Genomic DNA, 22,427 nt, shown 5'->3' on the forward strand with positions numbered 1-22,427 from the left:
ACGGTGCGCTAGAGGGGGCGGACGGCGCGCATGTCGTGCTTGGCTTCGAGAACGGCTCGGAGGTTGCAGATGTGCCAGGCCCAGAACTGGGCTTCGAGCGCCATGCCGACGAGCGAGTCCTCGTCCGGTGCGAACGGCCCCTGGCGGAACCGGAGGATGGAGCCTCGCTCGACGTCCGGTACGACTTCCCAGTAGATGGGTGCGTGCTGGTCGCGGTGGGCGGCGTACCAGTCCCAGGTGATGCGGCCGCCGGGGTCGTAGTCGAGAATGGCGATGGTGGTGCGGCGTTTGGCCTTCTCGTCCCATCCGAGGGTGATGAGACCACCTTGGCGCAGGTCCACCTCGGCGGAGACAGGGAACCACGTCGAGAGTCCCGCGCCCGTTGTGAGGCAGGCGAAGGTCAGCTCGTGATGCACGGCGATTCGCTGCTCGTGCTCGATCCAGTAGCCATCGTCCTCGCGCCGGATCATGGTGGCCTCCGCCCTCCGTTTGCAGAGCATACCCGGTCCGGGCCGCTGAGACGCTCACGCGGAGGCGGGGGGACGCGGATGGCGAGGATGCGGCGTGCGCAGCGTTCGCACGCGGCCCGATGGGTCGGGTTGTTCCTTGTTGATGCGTTTCCGGTACACTGCGGCGATGCCGCATCGCGCCGCCATCCCGCCCGAGCGGATCAACGCACTGCGTGCGATCGCCACGCTGGTTGTGCGGGGGGTGGCGGTGTGGTGCCTCGGGTTCGGAGCGTACCTGTTTCTCAAGAAGGCCCTGCTTGCAGTGAGCATCGGGGATCTGACGCACATGTTCCGCGTCTACATGGACGACGGCGACATGCACTCCACATCGCGCGGACTCGCGCTGATGGTGGTCGGCTCTGTTCTCGCGTTGCTTTCGCGGCGCGTCGCGGGCTGGGTGGTTCCGGTTCCTGCCACGGGGTGCCCGCGGTGCGGATACCCGACGCCGGACTCGGAGGGCCGGTGCCCGGAGTGCGGGCTGCCGGGCTTTGAGCGAGACGAGTCCGAGTGAGGGCGGCTCACGCGCCGATACAAGAGCGCGAACGCTCCTTTACGGTCGCGACTGGTTGACGGTCGGGTTCGTTGTGGGTCGGTTCGGTGCGACGGCGACGAGGATCGCGGCGACGAAGGCGAAGATGGCAATGGAGGCCGCGGGGAGAGTCCAGCCTGCGGCACGGATCGCGCTGTCGGCGGCCATGATGCGCGGGCCGCTCCCCTCGGGCATGACGTGCAAGGCGGCGTCGAACTGCCATGAGTCCGGTCGCAGCGTGGGCAGGCCGTTGTGGACCGTCGGCGCGTCGGGCGAGTAGGGCCGTCCCTGCGGGTAGGCGAAGCGCTCGTGCCGGATCGTGCCTTCGGGGAGGAGCTCGTACACGTCGAACGTCCAGTCCTTGCGCCAGATGCGGCCCCAGGTCTCGGGGTCCGCCCCCGGAGGGGGGGTGCGGGTCACGACGGCGATGCGGTCGGCGATCTCGCCCGAAGTGAGGGCGTCGGCGAACTCGCGGTCGGTGCGGCCACTGAGGGGCGCGAAGCGAAGCACACGCATCCAGTCCTCGTGGCGGACGAGGCCGGGCAGGCTCGCGGCGTGCGCGCGGGGTGCGACGGTGACCCGCAATCGCACCTGCTCCTCGCCGTAGCGGAGCAACAGCGCCCCGAACGGCTCGGCCTCGGTTGCGGGCTGATCGTCGAAGGCGACCGGTCGGCCGGCGTACTCGAAGCGCGTGTCGGCGACCGGGCGGAAGGCGTAGACGGTGCGGCCGTGGCGCTCGACGAAGGCCGCAAGCCGGCGGGCCATCAGATAGCCGGAGGCGATCGCGCCGAAGAGGGCGAGCAAAGCGACCGCGGCGGCGATGGCGCGAGCGCGGCTCATGCGCGAGGATAGGAGCGCATCAGTGCCCGCCGTGCGCGGCGTCGGGGGCCGGGGCGTGCTCGTCGAGCGCGCCGCTCAGGCCGCGTTGCGGGCGCGAGCGGTTGGGTCCGACAGCGGCGTCCTCGTGGTGCGGGTGCTTCTCGGCGAGCTTCTTCTCGACGTAGTCCGCGCCCTTCTTTTCGACGGTGACGTTGCGGACGTAACCGGCGATGGGGCCGACGATGTTCTCTACCCTTGGGTTGCCGTGCTCGTCAACCTCCCCGGACTTGCGTGTGAGGTTGACGCCGGTGCCTCCGGCGGTGATCTGCTGGGCGCGGTACGCCTCGACGCGGTCGCGGTTGCCGAGGTCGAGGGCGGTGAAGGAGAGGAAGATGGCGAACGCGAAGAGGCAGAAGAGGAAGACGATGGTGTTGAGGGGGTTGTCGTACTTGAGGGCCATGAAGAAGGTGACGACGAGGAAGGCCTTCACCGTGGCGATGGTCATGGCGATGATGACGTTCGCCCAGTGCGGGATGTTCCAGCCCATGACCTCGATCATGTAGGTCTCGACCTCGGCCGCGCCGACGGTCAGGCCCGTGAAGGCGAGGAGCGCGAGCAGCACGAGCAGGAGGGTGCGTCCGCTCATGACGTGATGCCCGTGGTCGACGTAGGTGAACCCGTGTGGATTGTTGGGGTCGTACTCGTCGCCGTTGTGGTGGGTCGGCTTGCTGTGGCTCATGGGTGGGTCCGGTCAGTGGATGAGGTACAGGAGCGGGAAGAGGAAGATCCAGATGAGGTCGACGAGGTGCCAGTAGAGTCCGGAGTTTTCGAGCATGGTGTAGTGCGTTGGGCCGTAGGCCTTGTGGCGCACGGAGCGGTAGAGGCACCAGGCGAGGAGGCACGCGCCGATGACGACGTGGAGGGCGTGGATGCCGGTAGCGCAGTAGTAGACGCTCCACCAGATCGGCTCCTGCGGGTGGCCCCAGTAGGGGTAGTCGAAGAGGACGCCGGGCCGCTTGCCCTCGGCCCACTTGGGGCCGTACTCGAAGGTGAACTTGATGGCGACGAACGCTGCCGCACAGATGAGCGTGATGATGAGGTTGAAGTGCAGCCAGAAGCGCTTGTTGAGCTGTGCGCAGCGGATGCTGGAAGCCACCGTGTAGGAAGAGATGAGCAGGACGACGGTGTTCAGCCCGCCCCAGCGCACGTCGAGGGAGTGGCTGCCGGAGGCGAAGGCCTCGGGGTACATCATGCGGAAGATGGCGTAGGCGCAGAAGAGGCCGGCGAAGAGCAGGACTTCGGTGGCGAGGAAGAGCCAGAAGCCGAGCTTGCAGGCGTCGAACTCGTCGGCGGCGGAGCGGAAGTGTGACGCGGCGACGTAGCGCTTCCAGCCCGGGACCGAGGGGTCGGCCGGCGACGGCTGATGATCGTGGTGCGTGGGGATGCTGGTCATCGTCGTCTCCGGTCAGTGGCCCGAGCGGTGCGGCGTGGAGGTGTCGAGTGGATAGTCGGCCGGGTCGTAGTGCGGCGGGACGGTCTTGTCGAAGTCGTACGGGCCGTGCTTGAGGATCGGCTCGTGGTGGAAGTTGTGCTCGATGGGCGGGCTTTCGGTCTCCCATTCGAGGGTGAGGCCGCCCCAAGGGTTCGGCGGCGCCTTCGGCCCGGCGACGAGGGAGTGGATGAAGGTGGCGAGGTGGACGAGGAAACCGAGGAGCAGGAACCAGGACCCGACGGTGGAGAGCTGATGGAGGAACTGGAACTCATCGACATAGCTGGCATAGCGGCGCGGCATGCCCTGGGTGCCGAGGAAGAACTGGGTGAAGAACGTGACGTTGAAGCCGATGAAGACGAGGGCGCATCCGAGCATGGCCCACTTCTCGTTGTACATGCGTCCGAACATCTTGGGCCACCAGTGGTGGAGTCCGCCGACGAATGCGATGATGGTGCCGCCCATCATGACGTAGTGGAAGTGGGCGACGACGAAGTAGGAGTCGTGGAGGTGGAGGTCGGTGGCGAGCGCGCCGAGGGGGAGGCCCGTCAGGCCGCCGATGGAGAAGAGGAAGAGGAACGCCATGGCGTAGAGCATCGGGGTGTTGATGGCGATGGAGCCTTTGTAGAGCGTGGCGATCCAGTTGAAGACCTTGACGGCGGTGGGGATCGCGACGAGGAAGGTGAGGAAGGAGAAGACGGCGGAGGCAAGCTCGCCCATGGAGGCGAACATGTGGTGCCCCCAGACGATGAAGGAGACGGCCGCGATGCCGAGGGAAGCGAAGGCGACGGCGCGGTAGCCGAAGATGGGCTTTCGGCAGTGGACGGCGATGAGTTCGCTGATGATGCCCATGCCGGGGAGGATCATCACGTAGACGACGGGGTGCGAGTAGAACCAGAAGAAGTGCTGGAAGAGGACGGGATCACCGCCCATGGCTGGGTCGAAGATGCCGACGTGGAAGAGCCGCTCGAAGATGAGCAGCAGGAGCGTGATGCCGATGACGGGCGTGGCCAGCACGGCGATGATGGAGGTGGAGTAGATGGCCCAGATGAAGAGGGGCATGTCGAACCATCCCATTCCGGGGCAGCGGAGCTTGTGGGTGGTGACGATGAAGTTCAGTCCGGTGAGGATGGAACTGAAGCCGAGGATGAACGCGCCGAGGATCATGAAGACGACGTTCCAGTGTCCCGCGGCGTGTGTGGAGCTGTACGGGGTGTAGAAGGTCCAGCCGGTGTCCACGCCTCCGAGGATGATGGAGAGGACGGCGAAGATGGAGCCGGTGACGTAGATGTACCAACTGAGGAGGTTCAGGCGCGGGAAGGCGACGTCCTTGGCGCCGAGCATGATGGGAAGGAAGAAGTTTCCGAGCGAGGCGGGCACGCCCGGGACGATGACCATGAAGACCATGATGGCGCCGTGGAGGGTGAAGACGCGGTTGTAGATGTTGTTGGCCGCGCCGAGGCCGTCGGCCTTGAAGAGCTTGCCGAGGAGGTCGCCCTGGAGGACGGTCTGGACGGAACCGTCGGGCTGGACCTGCTCGACGTAGCGGTTTGGCGTCCAGAGTTCGGCGCGGACGGCCATGGCGGCGACGCCGCCGAGGAAGAACATGGTGAGGACGGCGACGAGGTACATGACGCCGATCTTTTTGTGGTCGATGGTGGTGGCCCACGCGACGACGGTGGAGAGGAACGGTCCGCGCGGGGTGAGGTAGCTCCCCTCGTCGTGGTGCCCGTGGGCGGTGTCGTGTGCGGCAGGTATGGTGCTCATCGGTCGCTCGCCTTCGGAGCCGGTCGCTCCCGGAATGGCGCGTCTCGGCGCGCCGGGTGGTTCAGTTCGGCCCCCCGTTGGCTCCCTGGCCGTTCGCGGGCGCGTCGCCTTCGGGATTTGCGGCCTGCTCGGCTTCGAGCGCGGCCGCGCCGAGCGGGTGGTCGCTGAGACTGCGGATGTAGGCGGTGATCCAGAGGATCTCGTCCTCGGTGATGATGCCCTGGAAGGAGTTCATCTGGTTGGGGTAGCCCGCGTGCAGTTTTGCTCCCGGCACGAGGATGGACTCTCGAATGTAGTTATCCCAGGCGGTGCGGTCGTCACCGGGAATCGAGGAGCCGTCGGCGAGCGGGACGGGGTTGCCGTAGGCGTTGCGCCAGGTGGGGCCGACGTTGCGTGTGCCGTCGATGGAGTGGCACGCGAAGCAGCCGTGCTTGCGTGCGGCGCGTTCGCCCATCTCCTGCGGGGTGCCGCCGACCATACCCCACTGCCCGACGAGGTCGTTGTACTCGGCCTCGGTGACAACGCGAATGACGGCGGCCATCTCGGAGTGCTGGTCGCCGCAGTACTCGGCGCAGAAGACCCAGTGGGTCTCGCCGGGCTGCATGGGCTGGATCCAGAAGCTGGTGTAGCGGTTGGGCATGACGTCGAACTTCATGCGGAAGTCCGGGATCCAGAAGGAGTGGATCACGTCGTCGCTGTACATCTTGAAGCGGATCGCACGCCCGGCGGGGAGCACGATGACGGGAACGTTGCTCGCGCCGAGATGCGTCGTTTCGGGGGAGATGGCGCCGTTGGGGTAGGTAGCGGTCCAGTTCCACTTCATGCCCTTGACGACGATCTCGATCGAGTCGGCGGGGGGGACGAGCTTGTCGATGTAGGCGTGGAAGCCGCGGAAGAAGATGTAGCCGAGGAAGAGCGAGGGAACGACGGTCCAGACAACTTCGAGCGGCGCGTTGTGCGAAACGCTGCGCGGGGCGGGGACGCCGGGACGGCGGCGGTACTTGTAGACCCACCAGACCATGAGGCCCATGAGGAGGACGAACCAGAAGGTGGAGAACCAGAAGACCCACATGAACAGGCTGTCGGTGGCGACGCCCTTGTCCCACGCCGCGCTTCCACGGAAGAACATGTCGTGGACGGGGCCGGTTCGCTGCGCGAGGGTTGTGAGGGTTGTTGCGGTCATGTGGTCTGCCCTGCCAGCGCGCCGCGTGCGGGCGCTTGCGTTGTGGAAGCGTCGGAGCGCCGGCCCCGGGTTCGCCTGCGACGGACGATGCGCTCGCGGGCGAGGAGGGCGGCGATGAGGCCGAAGACGCCGATCATGGCGAGCACCCCGCCGATCTGCATGACGCGGAATGCGGCGAGCGTGTACGTGCCCGCGGTCGGGTCGTAGCGATAGCAGAAGTGGAGGAAATAGTCGCCGATCGACTGGGCGATCCGACCGCCGGAGGCGTCGAGCAGCGCGAGGCGGACCTCTCGCGGCGGGTACTCGAAGCCGTAGACAGCGGACGAGACGCGGCCGTCCGGCGTGAGCACGAAGAAGGCGACGGGATGGCTGTACTCGCCGTTGGGCAGGGCACGGTAGTCGTAGCCGACGGCGTCGGCGAGACGGCGGACGTGCTGCTCCTCGCCCGTGTGGAAGGCCCAGCCGGCGCGGACTCCGGGCGTCTTCTCGCGGTCGTAGGACTCGAGTGTGTGCTGGCGTGCCGAGGCGGCGACGGGCGTGCGCTCGCTCGGGTCGAAACTGGCGACGACGACCTGGAAGTCCTTGCCGGCGGTGTAGTCGAGCTGGTTGAGACACTCGACGAGTTTCTGCTGCACGACGGGGCAGACGATCGGGCATCGGTAGTACTGCAGGACGAGGATGATCGGACGGCCGTCGGTGTTGAAGTAGGAGCCGAAGGGAACCGCCTTGCCGTCGTGGTTGACGAGGACGGCGTCGGGTGGCGTGGGCTGGCCGCGGCGATCGACGACTTCGAGGCCGCGCACCTGCTCGGGGAGTTCCTTCGAGAGCAGTTGCGCGTTCGCGGCCTGCGCAGCGAGAACGGCGAGCAGCGCGAAGCGTGCCGCCCATGCACGAACGCTGGTTGTGAACCGGTCAGCTGCCACTCGTGCCGGACCTCCGGTACTCCTCGACGACGAGACGCTTGGCTCGCTCGATGGGGATGGTGACGGTGCCCGTGTCGCGGTCCACCCAGACGCTCGGGGCTGCGAGCGCGTTGCGGGCCGCTTCCTTCTCGCTGCGTGCCTTCGTCGCGGCGGTGATGGTCTCGGTGCGCTGGGCCTTGAGGCGGGTGACGTACCACTCGAAGTAGACGGCGACGCCGAGCACCATTGCGACAACCGAAACGATCATCGAGATACACACGACCGCCAGGATGGCGGGCTTGGCGCGAGCGCCGTGCTCGTGCTGCGGTTTGCCCTCGTCCAAGGTGTGCCGGTGCCATGCATCCGGCTCCTCGTGGACGATCGGCGTCTCGTGCGGCTCTTGGTGCGCGCTCATCGACCGGTCTCCGATGCGGCCCCCCGGCCCCGGGTAACTCTTGCCAAACAATATGCATTCCTGTCCGACAGGACGAGCAGGCCCGGACCCGGGTTTTGGGTCGGCTGGGTCCGGGGGTGGTCAGACATAGTTCTTGTGCTCCATCGCCTCGGGCAGGCGGGGATCCTTGAGGGGAAGGAGGGGCCCGGAAGCGACCTTTCGGACATAGAAGCCTGCGAAGACGGCGATGACGCCGACGGTGGCGGCAACGTCGAGCCACCACGCGGACGGGCCGGGACCGGCCTGGGCGTCGCGAGCGGCCTGGGCGGCCTCGGCACCCGCACCGGCCCGGATCGCCTCCAGCCAGGCTTCGTTCATCGGGTGGACGTAGACCGTCGGCCGCACGACCCAGACCATGTCGAGGACGTGCATGAGCAGGAGCCAGCACGCGCCGAGCGAGAGAAGAACGGGGGTGCGCTTGATGCGCCGGGCCATGAGGTAGATGAAGGGCACGATGAAGTGTCCGGCGGCGAGGATGAAGGAGAGGTTCTCCCACCCGCCCGTCTTGCGGTCGAGGAAGAAGCGGGTCTCCTCGGGGATGTTGCTGTACCAGATGAGGAAGTACTGGCTGAAGGCGATGTAGGCCCAGAAGACGGTGAAGCCGAAGAGGAGCTTGCCGACGTCGTGGAAGTGGTCCTCGGTGACGAGGCCGTTGAGTCTGCCCACGAACCGGGCCGAGAAGAGGGTGAGCACGACGATGGCGAAGCAGGACATGAACGCGCCGGCGAAGTAGTAGACGCCCCACATGGTGCTGAAGAACTCGTAGTCGAGGCTCATCAGCCAGTCGAAGGCCGCGAAGGCAAGGGTGAGAGCGGTGACGGGGATGCCCCACGCGCTGGTCCAGCGGGCGCGGGCGGTGAGCCAGCGGTCGCCGGTGCGGTCCTGCTCCGTCGAGTACCACCAGAGACGTCGAGCGAGATAGGTCCAGACGAAGATGTAGAAGAGAGCGCGGATGAGGAAGAAGGTAACGTTGAGGTAGGGCGCCTTCTTTTCGAGGAGGTAGGAGTGCGCGCGCAGGTCCGGGTCCATCCAGGCGTAGAGCGTGCCGCTGGTAAGGGTCTCGATGAGCAGCACGGGGATCATCAGCCCGACGGCGAGTGGCAGCATGCTCATCAGGTTCTCGACCTGTCGGCGGACGGAGGTTGCCCATCCTGCGTTGACGAGGTGGAGGACCATGGTGAAGAGGAGCGCGCCGAGACATGGGGCGAGAACGGCGGCCGCGCCGACGAGGTAGGAGGCGAGGGCGTGTCGCAGCCCGTAGACGAACGCGCCGATCACGGTGAGGGCGAGTCCGGCCGCGCCGACGAAGAGGAGCGAGCGTGAGATGGCGGCCGCGCCCGTGCCGGCGAGGCGGACGTTCTCGTCGCGCATGCGCGGCTCGGCGGCGATGGCGTCGAGCTGGCGTTGGTAGGCTTCGGCGCTGAGCGTGGTCATGAGCCGCCCTCCGCGGCGGGCGCGGGTCTGGGCGCGCCCTGGAGTTGCGTTCGTTCGGTTTCGGGGACGTCCTGGAGGCCGGCGCGGTGGGCGCGCTGCAGAGCGCGGATGTAGGCGACGATGGCCCAGGCGTCGTGCTCGGTGAGGGCGTGGGCGTAGCCGGGCATGAGTTGTCGGCCGGTTGGGCCGATGAAGCCGTGCAGAGCGACGTCGAAGATGTGTCCTTCCGCGCTGGATGCGCCGCCGGGGAGGAAGCGATCGTCGTGGAAGGAGGGGAGCGGGTAGGCCCAGGTCTGTCCGACGAGTCCCTTGCCGTCGCCCTTGATCCCGTGGCAGGCGGCGCAGTAGATGTCAAAGCGGTTCTGGCCGCGGTCGAGCAGGGCCGGTGTGACTTCGACGGGGATGGTGGTGAGGAGGTTGCCGTTGTCATCGACGCCGCGGTAGACGCGATCGTCGGCCTTGAGGAGTTGGGCGCGCTGGAGCGTGTAGGTGGCGGCCCAAGGCTCGTCGGAGACGACCGGGCTGCGGCCGAAGGCGACCGCCCCCTGCGGGGGCTGGCGCATGGTGCGACCGTCGGCAAAGAACTCGCTGCGATCCTGTGCCTTCCAGCGGGGCTGATCGTCCATGTCGGGGAAGAACTGTCGCGGGGGGTTGTCGGAGCGATCGCCGCGGCAACCGATGAGGGGGAGGGAGGCTGCGGCGAGAAGCAGCGCCAGGGCGTGCGTGGACGCGCGGACGGCGGCACCTGTCCGCTTGGTCGCCCGATCGCTTCGCCACGTGCTCGTGCTCATGATTCCTCCACGAGTTCGATGGCGGACGCGCCGAGGGATTCGAGCAGTCGCCGCGTGGCGAGGGGGTCGAACTTCGGGTCGGCGGCCTCGACGACGATGAAGAAGGTATCGTCGCTGGATGAGAGGAAGCGTTCGCTGGCGAGGAGGGGGTGGTTCCAGCGGGGAAGACCGTTGAGGGCCAGCATGCCCAAGAGGGCGGCGAACGCGCTGAAGAGGACGCCGAGTTCAAAGGTGACCATGAGGAAGGGTTCCCAGGCGAAGTCGGGCTTGCCCTGGACGACGAAGCGGAAATCGAAGCCGTTCATGTACCACTGCATGAGGAGTGCGCCGGCGACGCCGGTGAAGGCCGCGCCTCCGACGATGAAGGGGAGCTTCGTGCGCTGTTGTCCCATCGCCTCTTCGATGCCGTGGATGGGGAACGGGGAGTGGACATCCCAGTTGGTGAATCCCTGGTCGCGCATCTTCTCGGCGGCGTGGTAGACCTTCGCCACGTCGTCGAACTGGGCGAGCACGCCGTGGACGGGCGTGCCGGCCTCGGTGACGAAGCGCGGCGTCGGCGGTCGGAAGAGGAACGGGAGGTAGTGGGAAAGAGCCATGGTCAGTGCCCCCCTCCGTGCTGGTGCGAGCCGTGGTGCCCGTGCGGGTCGGCCTGCGGCATGACGGCCTTGACCTCGGCCATCGGGAACTGCGGGAGGAACCGCATAAAGAGCATGAACATCGAGACGAAGATGCCGAGCGACCCGGTGAAGATGAGGATGTCCACCCAGGTGGGGAAGAACATGTGCCACTCGCCGGGCAGGAACGCACGGTGGAGGCTGGTGACGATGATGACGAATCGCTCGAACCACATGCCGATGGTGACGAGGAGAGCGACGATCCAGATGACGACGGGGTTGGTGCGCATGGCCCGCGACCAGAAGAGTTGCGGGCTGACGACGTTGCAGGTGATCATGGTCCAGTAGGCCCACCAGTACGGGCCGGTGGCGCGGTTGATGAAGGCGTAAAGCTCGTACTCGTTGGCGCCGTACCAGGCGATGAAGAACTCCATCGCGTAGGCGAAGCCGACCATCATGCCGGTGACGAGCAGGATCTTCGCCATGTTCTCGAGGTGGCGGAGCGTGAGCAGGTCCTTGAAGTTCGGGTAGAGCTCACGGGCGGGAATGAGCAGGAGCAGCACCATCGCGAAGCCGCCGAAGATGGCGCCGGCGACGAAGTAGGGCGGGAAGATGGTCGTGTGCCAGCCTGGGAGGATGCTGGTGGCGAAGTCGAAAGACACGATCGAGTGCACGCTGAGGACCAGCGGCGTGGAGATGCCGGCGAGGATGAGGTAGGCGTTCTCGTAGCGGTGCCAGTGCCGGCTGGAGAATCGCCAGCCCACGGCGAGCAGGCCGTAGACGATCGCTCGGATGCGATCGGCGAGGATGGGAAGCTCGACGGCGAACTTGACGGGGCCCGGGGCTTCGAGGCGGATGCGGGCGCTCTGGCCGCGGCGGAGGCGGCGGTCGGCGCGGTCGCGCAGCGTGGCGAAGTCCGGGATCATGCCCATGTACCAGAAGAGGAGCGAGACGGTGAAGTAGGTGCTGACGGCGAAGACGTCCCAGAGGAGAGGCGAGCGGAAGTTGGGCCAGATCCAGTTGTAGTTGGGGATGGGGAAGACCATCCAGATGAACCAGATGCGGCCGACGTGGATGGCGGGGAAGATGCCGGCGCACATGACGGCGAAGATGGTCATGGCCTCTGCGGAACGGTTGACGGCGGTGCGCCACTTCTGCTTGAAGAGGCAGAGGATGGCGGAGATAAGCGTGCCGGCGTGGCCGATACCGATCCAGAAGACGAAGTTCGTGATGTCCCACGCCCAGCCGACCTGGTTGTTCAGGCCCCAGGTGCCGATTCCGGTGATGATGAGGTAGAGGATCATCAGCATCCCGACACCGGCGACGGTCGCTGCGGTGCAGAACGCGGGCAGCCACCAGCCGCCAGGCGGCTTCTGCTCGCAGTAGCCGCAGACGATCTCGGTGACATCGTGAATCGAGCGGTCGTTGAGGACGAGCGGGGCGCGGACTGCGGGGTCCTCGATGAGGGTGCCGTCGCCGGTCGGCGCGTCGCGCAGGGCGGCGACGGCCGGGGCCAGACCGGCGAGCCGCTCGGCGGTGATCCTGTCGGGGTGCATGGCGCTCATGCCGGCGCTCCCATCGAGATCGGCAGGACTCGCAGGCTGAGGGCGTAGCCGCCGTCATCGGTTCGTCGCACGGGATCGTGTCTCCATGAGTGCTGTGCGTCTCCGGGCGGCTCATCGTGGCCGTGGCTGTCGTGCCCGCCGTGGTCGTGGAAGTTGTCCACCGCGGCACGGATGGAGGGGTTGGGGTTGCGTACCCGGAGCAGGTGGCTGGTGCGAGGGCGAGTGTTCAGGTACCCGAGCAGCAGGTAGCCGCGGTGGCTGGTGCGGTTCTTCGTCACCGCGCTGTCGGGGTCGAGGATGTCGCCGAAAACGATGGCCTCGCTCGGGCAGGCCTGCTGGCAGGCGACCTGGAAGAAGCCGTCGGGGACGTTGTCGAGGTCCTGGAGCTTCATCTCGACGCGGGCGCGGTTGATGCGCTGGATGCAGAAGGTGCACTTCTCCATGACGCCGCGGCCGCGGACGGTGACGTCAGGGTTCTGCTTCATCTTGGAGATTTCGTCGAGTTTGGCGCGGAGGCGCGGGGGGATGAAGTTCTGGTTGAATCTGATGCGGGTGGCGGAGTCCTTGGCCATGCTCTCGGGGACGTAGCGGGGGTCGAGGCCGCCGTTGAACTTGCTCTGCGCCCAGTCGAAGAAGTTGAACCGCCGCGCCTTGTAGGGGCAGTTGTTCATGCAGTAGCGGGTGCCGATGCAGCGGTTGTAGGCCATGACGTTGAGGCCTTCCTCGTCGTGCACGGTGGCGTTGACGGGGCAGACGGTCTCGCACGGCGCGTTCTCGCACTGGACGCAGGCGACGGGCTGCGCGAGCATCTCCTCGGGGTCGTTGAGGTCGTCGCCCACGAAGTAGCGATCGACGCGGATCCAGTGCATCTCGCGTCCCTTGGCGACTTCCTTCTTGCCGACGACGGGGATGTTGTTCTCGCTCTGGCAGGCGATGATGCACGCACCGCAGCCTGTGCAGGAACTCATGTCGATCGTCATCCCCCACTGCGGCCGCGTCGAATAAGCGGGCGGAGCGCCGGTCTTGGGGTCGATGGCGCGGGGATCGGGATTGCCGCGGGACTGGTTGTAGGGGTTCTCGTAAAGGCTGAGGTTCGGCGGAGTGTGGCTGAGTTCGCCGAGTTTCTCCGCCAGTCCAAGTTCGGCGACGCCGGTGGCGTAGGGATCCTTGACGGTCGCCTTGCCGACGTGCTCAAGGTCTGCCATGCGCTTGCGGAAGACCGGGAGGTCGATCTCGCGTGCAACGGCGGTGCGGCTTTCGAGGGACCAGTGATTCTGCGTGCTCGAGATCGGGTAGTGCTCGCCTGTGCGGGTGAGGGTCGCGCCACGAACCACGCGCCCCTGTCCCGCCTGACGGACGGCGTAGGCGTTCACGCCGACACCGGTGCCCACGAGGCCGCAGACCTCGCGCCCGTATCCGAACGCGAGCGAGATCACGCCGTCGGCCATGCCGGGTGAAATCCAGACTGGGACGCGGATGGTGCGCCCGCCGACGGCAAGCGTGGCGACGCGGGCGCGAGGCTCCTGACGAGCGGTGTAGGGGTCCGGTTCGAGGTTGAGGGCCTTGGCGGTGGCAGGGCTGACGGCGGCGGGGTTGTCCCACGCGACCTTGGTGACGGGGTCGCCCTTCTCGTGGAGCCAGCCGTTGTTGCCGTGGCGGCCGTCGCCGACCGCGCCGAGCGTAAAGACGAGTTCCATCGACGCGGTGGTGGGCGGCGCTGGGATGTCGAGACTCACGAGGGACTCGGCAACGGCGTCGAACCGCACGGACGGTCGCACGGGCGAGGGGGCGGAGTTGGCGAGCAGTCCGTCGTGCAGGGCGCGGCGCCAGACCTTCTCGAAGCGGGCGTCGCCCTCGGCAAAGCCGAGGCGCTCGCGCCAGGCGGCGCGAACGAGGTCGTGGCCGCTGACGGTCTCGCCGGTGGCGAGCATGGCGAGGAGTTCGAGCGCGCTGTGGGCGGGTTCGTAGAGGGGCGCGATCATGGGCTGGATCGCGCTGATGGTGCCGTCGTTCGCGACGGCGTCGCCCCAGGACTCAAGGTAGTGCGAGCCGTTGAGGCTCCAGGTGCTGGCGGCTGCGGTCTCGCTCGCGCCGACGCTGAGGCAGACTCGGGCGGGCACGCGGGCGAAAGCCTCGGCGAAGTTGAGGTCTGCGGGGGCGTCGTAGACGGGGTTGACGTTCAGGCAGAAGACGGCGGTGACGCCGCCGGAGCGCATGCGCTCGGTGACGCGACGGATGCCGGCGTGCGCCGGGGCGGCGCGTTCCTCGGAAACGGGCATGTACGCCACGGTCGTGCCGACGTTTCCGAGCGCGGCGTTGAGGGCGTGCGTGAGGGCGTGGACGGCGGCAGGCTGCGTCGCGCCGGCGACGATGAGGCTTCGGCCGAGGTGCTCGGGCGCGAGCAGGTCGGCGGCGAGCGCGTCGAAGAACGAACCGGACTCGCCGGATGCCACGGGGATGTGCAGGTCGTCGCCCGCGGGAATGTTGACCGCGGCGATCGCATCGCGCAGACGCGACGCGCCGGGGAGGTCGGGCTTACGACGGAGCAGGGCGCGTGTGAGCTCGACGGCGAAGGCGGCGATGCGCGAAGGCGCGAGGCGCACGCGATGGTCGGCAAGCCCGCCGAGCGTGCTGAAGGCGGACTCCGCGACGTAGATGCGGCTCATCTCGTCGTGCGAGCTCATGGGGCGGCGCATCGAGGCAACGCCGCGGCTGTTGGCGATCGCGCCCGGCTCGTCTTCGAGGAAGTTGCGGTCGAGAGAGACGATGACGCGGGCACGTTCGGTGAAGAAGAGTTCGCGGTGCGGCTCGCCGAAGGCGATGCGAGCGCCCGCGATCGGCTCATCGACGGAGGCCGGGCTCCAGGCGACCCATTCGGCGTTGGGCCACCGCTTGCGCAGCATCGCGCGGGCGTGCTCCCAGGCGGGGCCTTCGGTCGGCTCGGCGATGAAGGCGATGCCGTCGCCGCGGGTGGCGTCGTAGGCCTTGAGTTCGCGCTCGGCCCAGACACGGAAGTCGTCCCAGGTGGCGTTGAGCCGACCCCGCGCCGGGTTGTCGTAGCGCGGGTTGACAAGCCTGTCGGGGTCGTACAGGCCAAGGATGCTGGCGAGGGCCTCCGCGCCGGCGCGGCCTCGGTTGTTGGGATGGAGCGGGTTGCCCTCGATCTTGGTCGGGCGACCCTCGTGCGTCTCGACGAGGAGGCCTTCCGCGCCTCCGCAGGGGAGCGGCATGGCTGTGGCGTAGAAGAGCGGCTTGCCTGGGATGACTTCCTCGGGCACTTCGCGCGAGTAGGCGAGAATCTTGTGGTCGGGTCTGCGACAGCCGGGGATGGTGGCAGCGCCGGCGAGAGCGAGGCTTGCGCCCATCAACTTGACGAAGTCGCGTCGAGAGGTGGCGAGGAGTTCGCTCGCGCCGGCGGGGAACTCGCGCTCGAGGAAGTCGCGGAACTCGGGGGCATCGACGAACTCCTCGGTGCTGCGCCACGCGGCGCGGCCGTTCAGGCGCGCCAGGTGTCGCGGGCCGGAGGGCGGCTCGACCTTGCCTTTGGTGGATGGGCACTGGTGTTGCGTCATGCGTCCGCTCGCTCGTCGGTCGTGTGGGCCGTGGGGGTCAGTGGTGGCAGGCTCCGCAGGTCTGGGGGGGGGAGCGCCGCAGCGAATCCACGAGTTGCTGCGGGGTCACGCCGTTGTAGTTTCGGCTGGCGATCGGGCGCGCGAGCCACTCCGTCTCCACCCAGACGAGGTCGGTGACCTTGTCCGGCGGGACCATGTTCTTCTCGGGATTGCGGTGGCAGTCGAGGCACCAGCCCATGTGCAGCCCCTCGGCCTGGTAGACGACGGGCATGCCCATGATCTGGCCGTGGCAGGAGAAGCAGGAAACACCCGCCTTCACATGGGCGTCGTGCGGGAAGTTGCGCACGTAGTCGGGGAGCTTGTGGATGCGTCGCCACTCGATGGAGCGGTCTTCCGCATAGGCCTCGCGGACGAATCCGACGCGGTGGATGTCCCAGTTGCGGAGTCGCTCCTCGGCGTGGCAACCGATGCATGTCGCCACGTTGGGGATGTTCGCCTCTGGGGACTTCTCGACCTTGGTATGGCAGTAGCGACAGTCGATGCCGAACTGGCCGGCGTGCAACTGGTGGTTGAAGCCCGTCCCGGGCTGCGTGGGCATGTAGCCGACACGGGTGTAGTCGGGCGTGGCCCAGTACCAGGTTCCCCAGACGACGCCGATCAGCCCGAAGAACGCCGCGCCGGCGCCGAGCGTCGGCAGGGCGTTCATCCATTTCGGGAAGAGTGCCGACACCTTGAACGCTCCTCTTGGTCGACCCGCGCGGGGCCGACGGGCGGGCGGGAACTGTCGGGGACTCGGACCCCGGAAAAGCCGGACGCGGGAGGTCCGGACCTGGCACGGTGGCCGTCCGGTTTTCCATGCGCCGTTGCTGTGAGGCAGAAATGTCCGCAGGTTGCGTGTAGTCTGTCAAGTCCGGGCGACCGGTTGCGTAGTAAATGAGACGCGATCGCAACAACATCGATACCGTACACAACACTTACAAAGGACGCCGATGGCTGCCGAGTCCTCCGCTGCTCTCCCGAAATCGGATCGGATTACCGCCCCGCTCGCGCTCGGGTTCGGGACGGCGGTGGCGATGTGGTGCGCGTGGTTCCTGACGCACCTCCCGGGGCTGAACATGCCGCCGATCGCGGTGGCGATCGTGCTGCTGCTGGCATGGCTGGGCGCAGCGGCAGGGCTGTCGAGCGCGTGGGGGGCAAGCGCGATGACGGGTGCGGCAGGCGGCGTTGTAACCGCATTTGTGAATCTACTGGCGCTGGGATCGCTGCTCGTCGAGCAGGCGGACCCCGCGACCTACACGGGGGGGCAGCCGGCGGTGAGACCGAATGCCGCGCTTGCGGCGGCCGGGTTCGTCGCACTCGGCGCGGTCGTCGGCACGATCGGTGGTGCGATCGGCTCCGCGACGCGTGGGCCTCGGCCCGTGCTGCGCGAGGGCGAGTCGTGGCTTGGGCGACTGGCGCTGGTGGCCGCGGTCGCGGTCGTGCCGCTGATCCTGATCGGCGGGACGGTGACGAGCACGGAGAGCGGGCTGGCGGTCACGGGGTGGCCCGACACTTTCGGCGCGAACATGTTCCTGTATCCGATCTCGCTGATGTCGGAACCGCGGGTGTATTTCGAGCACACGCACCGGCTGTTCGGCGCGATGGTCGGGCTGTGCTTCCTGACGCTGACGGTGATGGCCGGCCTGTCGCCGGCAGGGAGGCCGGTCCGATTCTGGGTGGCGCTGACGTTCGCGGTCGTGTGCCTGCAGGGCGTGCTGGGCGGCCTGCGCGTGACGGAAGGGAGCGCGAAACTCGGCATCGTGCACGGCGTGCTTGGGCAGGCAGTGCTCGCGCTGGCGGTGTGTGTCGCGGCGTGGCTCGCACCGCTCTCTCGCACCGCCGAGATCGCACCGGACCCGGCCGACCGCAGGCGCAAGGCGCTGGCAACGGGCACGCTGCACGCGTTGCTCATGCAACTGCTGCTCGGCGCTGCGTTCCGGCACCTGCGCCGCGAGGACTCGCCGGGCGCGATGCACGCCCTCTGGACGCACATCGGATTCTCGCTTGTGGTGGTCGGGCTGGCGTTCGCGGCCGGGTTCGTGCTCCGGAGCAGGTCCGGGGCGGACGCGGTGTCGCGGTTGGTTCGCAGGCTCGGGACTGGGCTGGTGGTGGTCGTGGGGGTGCAGTTCGCGCTGGGGTGGGTGGCGTTCTGGGCGGTGCTTTCGACGCCGCGGCGGGGGCCTGTGCCGACGAGCGAGCAGTTGCCTCACGCCGAGGCGGTGCCGCTGGCGGAAGCGCTTGCGGGGACGCTTCACCAGGCGAACGGGGCGTTGCTGCTCGCTCTGGCCGCGCTGGCGGTGGTCTGGACGCGCCTGGCGTGGCGTGCGGGGCGTGGAAATGCCGCCCAGAAAGCCGGATAAACCCGAAGACGAATGTTCCATCACCGGTCGCCCGACCTCATACTGGAGGAAGGGTGCAATCCGGTCGGCGTGGCGGCGTTGACCGGACGGGCGCGGGCATCCCCTCGGGCGGGGGTGCGGATCGAACTTTCGGAGGCATCGATGCAGCAGGCCTCGACTCGAAGCCCGACCAGCCAGATTCGCCCCGAGGCGTTCGGCTATGACCAGGCCCGGCACCTGCTGTGGCGGGCGGGGTTCGGTGGGACCCCGGAGCAGGTGCAGACGCTGGTGTCGTGGGGGCCGACGAGAGCGGTGGACTACCTGCTGGACGCGGAGAAGGTCGCGTTCCGAGAGGTGCGTGCGGACGAGTTCAACTCTTCGATCATGCGCCCGCCGACGGCGGAGGAGCAGGCGACGATCCGCCGCGCTCGGCAGACGCAGGACGAGAACGCGCTGGCGCAGTTGCGGCTCGAGCAGCAGCGGCGACAGCGGGACGACCGTCGGCAGATCCGCGAAGTGCAGCGGTGGTGGCTGGCGCGGATGATCGAGACGCCACGGCCCCTCGAGGAGAAGATGACGCTCTTCTGGCACGGGCACTTCGCCACGTCGTACCGGACGATCGAAGACTCGTACCACATGTTCCAGCAGAATCAGATGTTCCGGTCGCACGCGCTGGGGAACTACGGCGACCTGATGTTCCGCATCATCCGCGACCCGGCGATGCTGGCGTACCTGGACAACAACGACTCGCGCCGCGACCGGCCCAACGAGAACCTCGCGCGGGAACTGATGGAGCTGTTCAGCCTCGGGGTGGGGAACTACACGGAGCGGGACATCAAGGAGGGGGCGCGCGCCCTGACCGGCTACACCTTCCGCGACGACGAGTTCTTCTTCGACCAGGGGAACCACGACACGGGCGCGAAGGACATCCTCGGCGTACGAGGGAACCTCGACGGCGACGGGTTCGTGCGGGCGATCCTGGCCCGGCCGGCGTGCTCACGGTTCATGTGCCGCAAGTTGTACGCGTTCTTCGCCGCCGAACTGCCGGAGAACGACCGCGACCTCTCGCGGGACTCATCGGCGGCGCTGCGCGAGATGGCGTCGGAGATGCTGCGCTCGCGGTACGCGGTGAAGCCCGTGCTGCGGCGGCTCTTCCTGAGCGAGCACTTCTACTCACCCGAGGTGATGGGGCAGCACATCAAGAGTCCGACGGAGCTCGTGGTCGGCGCGGTGCGTTCGCTGCTCACGCCGGCGCGCGACCTGTCCATCCTGCTCGACGCGATGGACCTGATGGGGCAGAGCCTGCTCTTCCCGCCGAGCGTGGCGGGGTGGGCCGGCGGGCGGGCGTGGATCAACACCTCGACGCTGTTCGTGCGCCAGAACATCCTCGCGTACCTGCTGACGGGCAAGCGGCCGCAGGGGTACGACCCGCTGGCGGACGAGCAGAAGTACGACCCCGCCCCGCTGCTGAGCGGGCTGGACGAGTCGGCACGGACGGACCCGTCGCGGGTGATCGACTACCTGCTGCGGTTCACGATCGGCGGCTCGCCGGCGCACGCCCGGGCGACGCTCGAGCAGTTCGTCGCATCGCACGGCGGCAGGGTGAGCAACGACATGATCACCGGGCTGCTGCTGATCATCACGGCGATGCCGGAATACCAGTTGACGTGAGCAAATGGCCAAATGAGCAAATGGCCAAAGGGCCAAATTCGGAATGGAGTATGTTGCACACTGGGGATGACGTGTCGGCCGATGGAAGTTGAACCACACCGAATGCCGTGCCCTTGACGCAGTTCTGATCTGGCCATTTGGCGATTTGGCCATTTGGCGATTTGGGAGACTCCCATGCCGCTCTCTGATCCTGCCGCGTTCACTCGTCGTCAGTTCCTGCATTCCGGGCTGGTGATGGCGTCGGCCGCGGCGACGCTGCCGGCGTTCCTCCAGCGCTCCGCATTCGGCCTGCCGATGCCTGCGCTCGGGATGTCGTCCATCCCCGGCGTGCCGGAGGACCACATCCTCGTGGTGCTGCAACTCTCGGGCGGCAACGACGGGCTGAACACGGTCGTGCCGTTCGGCGAGGACGAGTACTTTCGGCGGAGGCAGGGCATCGCCGTCACGCAGCAGCAGGCACTGCGGCTCGATGCGCGCGCAGGCGGCATCGGGCTGCACCCCGCGCTCGCGCCGCTGAAGGAGATGTACGACGAGGGGCTGGCCGCGATCGTGCAGGGCGTCGGCTACCCGAACCCCAACCGCTCGCACTTCAAGAGCATGGACATCTGGCACACGGCCGACACCTCGGGCACCGGCGACGGGTGGATCGGGCGGTACTACGACTCGCAGTGCTGCGGCTTCGGCAAGGGCGAGTCCGGCACGGCGGAACAGACGCAGACAAACCCGCAGCCGGGCATCGCCATCGGGCGCACCGCGCCGCTGGCCATGCAGGGGCGGCGGCTGCAGCCGGTCGCGTTCGAGACGCCCAACCTGTTCCGCTGGACGGGGCAGGACGTGCACGAGTCGCTGCAGGAGCCGTACCGCGCGATCACGACGGCGGGCGTGCCCGAGGGCGCGGACGCGAACTCGCAGGCGTCGTTCCTCATGCGCACCGCGCTGGATGCGCAGGTGTCGAGCGACCTGATCCGGCGGGCGGTGGCGCAGCGGCCGCTGGTGCAGTACCCGGGGTCGGGGCTGGCGCGGAACCTGGCGATGATCGCGAGCATGATCCGCGCGGGGCTGAAGACGCGCGTGTACTACTGCGATCTCGGCGGCTTCGACACGCACGCCGGGCAGGGGGGGGCGAACGGCCAGCACGCGAACCTGCTGCGGACGTTCGCCGAGGCGGTGCGGGCGTTCTACGCGGACCTCAAGGCGCAGGAGAACGACAAGCGCGTGATGACGATGGTGTTCTCGGAGTTCGGGCGCCGGGTGGGGCAGAACGCCTCCGGCGGCACGGACCACGGCACGGCCGCGCCGATGTTCGTGCTGGGGCCGATGGTGCGCGCGGGGCTGCACGGCGAGCACCCCTCCATGCGCGACCTCGACGACGGCGACCTGAAGTTCCGCATCGACTTCCGGCAGGTCTACGCGACCGTGCTGGAACGGTGGATGGGCGCGCCGTCGAAGGAGATTCTGGAAGGGAACTACCGGACACTGCAACTCGTGCGCACCTGACCCGGCTCTCCACGTGTATTCCAGCCCGCAAGGCCCGCCAGCATCAGAACGATCGCGAACCCTGCGTTGCGGATCGCGCCTTGCAGAACAGTCCCGGATGACTCTCCCCCGAGACATCCGCAAGGGAGTTCGGCATCGCCGAAAATCGCCTCGCACGATAGAAACGCCGCAAACCCCAGAAGAACTCCGACACCGACCGATGACGCGAGCGCCGCCAAGCGGATCCAGACAAGCGAAACCGCGAGCAAGGCGCCGATCAAGCATTCGATGATTGGGATCCAGAACGAAACGGGTCGGATCATGACCTCGGGAATGAGCGCAAACCCGCGGAGTGACGAGTAAAAGGCGGAGGCGTCCGTCAGCTTCCGAACACCGGATGCGATGAACACATACGCGAACCCTGCGGCCACGACCGACCAAGCCGCTCGGCCGAAAACGCGCGCGAACCGATTCATCATGGCGTCACTTTGCGCCGAACCGCTTGAACACCCATAACCCGGCACCAACCGCGAGAAGACCCACGCCGACGCTTCCCAGCACAGCCGACCAGCGGATCGGCGCGCTGCGTCCGCGAGCGGCGGTGGGCAGTCGGCCGAGCACGGCACCCGAGGCATCAAGGATCGCTCCCGTGGAACCTTCGATCCGGACAGCATCACCGAGCGATAGCCGCAGCTGCTCATCGGGAATGTCGTCCAGAACGACGGCGGAAACGAGACGGGCCGGCGAGCGCTCATCCGTGTTCGGTTCGGGACTTATCTTCAGACCGAGGCGGGCGATCGCGTCCGGAGCGACAGTGTGCCGCCATGAGACGGGCACGGCGGCACCCATCGAATCCACGAACTCGTAGGCAAGGTACGTCGTCGTCGATGTCTGTCTGCCCTGCCTGTCGAGCGACGACCACTCGCTTAGAATCCAACCCAAGTCGCCATGAGTTATCACAAATCCGTAATCATGGCCGCGCTGACTCGCAACCCCCAGAACGCGCCAGGGCTCGACCGATGTCCACTTGATTCCGATATCACCGTCAAGAACTGCCAGCGCGAACAAGACGGGCAGGTTCGACGCGAGACGTAACGCTTCGGTTCGCAGTTCCTGTGGCGCACTTCCGAGCACGAACTCCTCTCTCCCGCCCACTCGGGAGAGAGGCAGGAGCGAGACCGCCCGTCCTCCCGGCTCGATCGCCCTACCAAAACGGGATGGCAAGCGCCGCGCAGTGAGTGCTGCTCCCGTCGTGTTCTTTGCTTCCGCGGCAA

General features: G+C 67.5%; 19 protein-coding genes. 4 read left to right on the plus strand and 15 right to left on the minus strand.

Annotation, left to right across the window (positions count from 1 at the left end; translation table 11 throughout):
* Positions 1-8: 8 nt before the first annotated feature.
* Positions 9-500 (minus strand): SRPBCC domain-containing protein, encoded by a 492-nt coding sequence (locus tag FBT69_09945; protein MDL1905115.1) that lies wholly within the window; start codon positions 498-500, stop codon positions 9-11.
* A gap of 136 nt (positions 501-636) precedes the next feature.
* On the opposite strand from FBT69_09945, the gene FBT69_09950 reads away from it, so the two are divergent.
* Positions 637-1,020, plus strand: coding sequence for a hypothetical protein (locus tag FBT69_09950; GenBank protein ID MDL1905116.1), 384 nt, complete (start codon positions 637-639; stop codon positions 1,018-1,020).
* 39 nt (positions 1,021-1,059) lie between these two features.
* Here FBT69_09950 and FBT69_09955 read toward each other — a convergent pair whose 3' ends face one another.
* From FBT69_09955 to FBT69_10015, 13 genes are all read right to left on the minus strand, one after another.
* Complete coding sequence (locus FBT69_09955) at positions 1,060-1,878, minus strand: hypothetical protein (protein ID MDL1905117.1); 819 nt, start codon at positions 1,876-1,878, stop codon at positions 1,060-1,062.
* Positions 1,879-1,897: 19 nt separating this feature from the next.
* Positions 1,898-2,596 carry a hypothetical protein gene (locus FBT69_09960; protein ID MDL1905118.1) on the minus strand — a complete coding sequence of 233 codons (699 nt, stop codon included), beginning with the start codon at positions 2,594-2,596 and terminating at the stop codon, positions 1,898-1,900.
* Positions 2,597-2,608: 12 nt separating this feature from the next.
* The gene (locus tag FBT69_09965) at positions 2,609-3,310 is read right to left on the minus strand and encodes a cytochrome c oxidase subunit 3 family protein (GenBank protein MDL1905119.1); all 702 of its coding nucleotides are present in this window, start codon (positions 3,308-3,310) and stop codon (positions 2,609-2,611) included.
* Positions 3,311-3,322: 12 nt separating this feature from the next.
* A complete protein-coding gene (locus FBT69_09970) occupies positions 3,323-5,113 on the minus strand; it encodes a cytochrome c oxidase subunit I (protein ID MDL1905120.1) in 1,791 nt (596 codons plus the stop codon).
* Between the two features lie 61 nt (positions 5,114-5,174).
* Positions 5,175-5,717, minus strand: a complete 543-nt coding sequence (locus FBT69_09975) for a c-type cytochrome (GenBank protein ID MDL1905121.1) — start codon at positions 5,715-5,717, stop codon at positions 5,175-5,177.
* A gap of 575 nt (positions 5,718-6,292) precedes the next feature.
* On the minus strand, positions 6,293-7,219 hold the full coding sequence (locus tag FBT69_09980) for an SCO family protein (protein ID MDL1905122.1): 927 nt from the start codon (positions 7,217-7,219) through the stop codon (positions 6,293-6,295).
* Positions 7,209-7,613, minus strand: a complete 405-nt coding sequence (locus FBT69_09985) for a hypothetical protein (protein ID MDL1905123.1) — start codon at positions 7,611-7,613, stop codon at positions 7,209-7,211. The genes FBT69_09980 and FBT69_09985 overlap by 11 nt, the downstream gene beginning before the upstream one ends.
* A gap of 120 nt (positions 7,614-7,733) precedes the next feature.
* Positions 7,734-9,086 carry a hypothetical protein gene (locus FBT69_09990; protein MDL1905124.1) on the minus strand — a complete coding sequence of 451 codons (1,353 nt, stop codon included), beginning with the start codon at positions 9,084-9,086 and terminating at the stop codon, positions 7,734-7,736.
* The gene (locus FBT69_09995) at positions 9,083-9,877 is read right to left on the minus strand and encodes a cytochrome c (GenBank protein MDL1905125.1); all 795 of its coding nucleotides are present in this window, start codon (positions 9,875-9,877) and stop codon (positions 9,083-9,085) included. The genes FBT69_09990 and FBT69_09995 overlap by 4 nt, the downstream gene beginning before the upstream one ends.
* A complete protein-coding gene (locus FBT69_10000) occupies positions 9,874-10,473 on the minus strand; it encodes a DUF3341 domain-containing protein (protein MDL1905126.1) in 600 nt (199 codons plus the stop codon). The genes FBT69_09995 and FBT69_10000 overlap by 4 nt, the downstream gene beginning before the upstream one ends.
* A 2-nt stretch (positions 10,474-10,475) precedes the next feature.
* Positions 10,476-12,047: a hydrogenase gene (locus tag FBT69_10005; GenBank protein ID MDL1905127.1), complete on the minus strand. Its 1,572-nt coding sequence runs from the start codon at positions 12,045-12,047 to the stop codon at positions 10,476-10,478.
* 5 nt (positions 12,048-12,052) lie between these two features.
* The gene (locus tag FBT69_10010) at positions 12,053-15,628 is read right to left on the minus strand and encodes a 4Fe-4S dicluster domain-containing protein (protein ID MDL1905128.1); all 3,576 of its coding nucleotides are present in this window, start codon (positions 15,626-15,628) and stop codon (positions 12,053-12,055) included.
* Between the two features lie 37 nt (positions 15,629-15,665).
* On the minus strand, positions 15,666-16,358 hold the full coding sequence (locus FBT69_10015) for a cytochrome C (GenBank protein MDL1905129.1): 693 nt from the start codon (positions 16,356-16,358) through the stop codon (positions 15,666-15,668).
* Positions 16,359-16,617: 259 nt separating this feature from the next.
* On the opposite strand from FBT69_10015, the gene FBT69_10020 reads away from it, so the two are divergent.
* The 3 genes from FBT69_10020 to FBT69_10030 all read left to right on the plus strand — a co-directional run bounded on the left by FBT69_10020 (position 16,618) and on the right by FBT69_10030 (position 21,174).
* The gene (locus tag FBT69_10020) at positions 16,618-18,027 is read left to right on the plus strand and encodes a hypothetical protein (protein MDL1905130.1); all 1,410 of its coding nucleotides are present in this window, start codon (positions 16,618-16,620) and stop codon (positions 18,025-18,027) included.
* A 12-nt stretch (positions 18,028-18,039) separates the two neighbouring features.
* Positions 18,040-19,677 carry a DUF1800 domain-containing protein gene (locus FBT69_10025; GenBank protein ID MDL1905131.1) on the plus strand — a complete coding sequence of 546 codons (1,638 nt, stop codon included), beginning with the start codon at positions 18,040-18,042 and terminating at the stop codon, positions 19,675-19,677.
* Positions 19,678-19,851: 174 nt separating this feature from the next.
* A complete protein-coding gene (locus FBT69_10030; GenBank protein ID MDL1905132.1) occupies positions 19,852-21,174 on the plus strand; it encodes a DUF1501 domain-containing protein in 1,323 nt (440 codons plus the stop codon).
* Here the strand turns inward: FBT69_10030 and FBT69_10035 are convergent.
* Entirely contained in the window at positions 21,144-21,908 is a 765-nt protein-coding gene (locus tag FBT69_10035) for a hypothetical protein (protein MDL1905133.1), read from the minus strand. The two genes, FBT69_10030 and FBT69_10035, sit on opposite strands and share 31 nt — an antisense overlap.
* Positions 21,909-22,427 lie beyond the last annotated feature (519 nt).

Origin of the sequence: Synechococcales cyanobacterium CNB (assembly GCA_030263455.1) — a bacterium.
Taxonomy (GTDB): domain Bacteria; phylum Planctomycetota; class Phycisphaerae; order Phycisphaerales; family UBA1924; genus CAADGN01.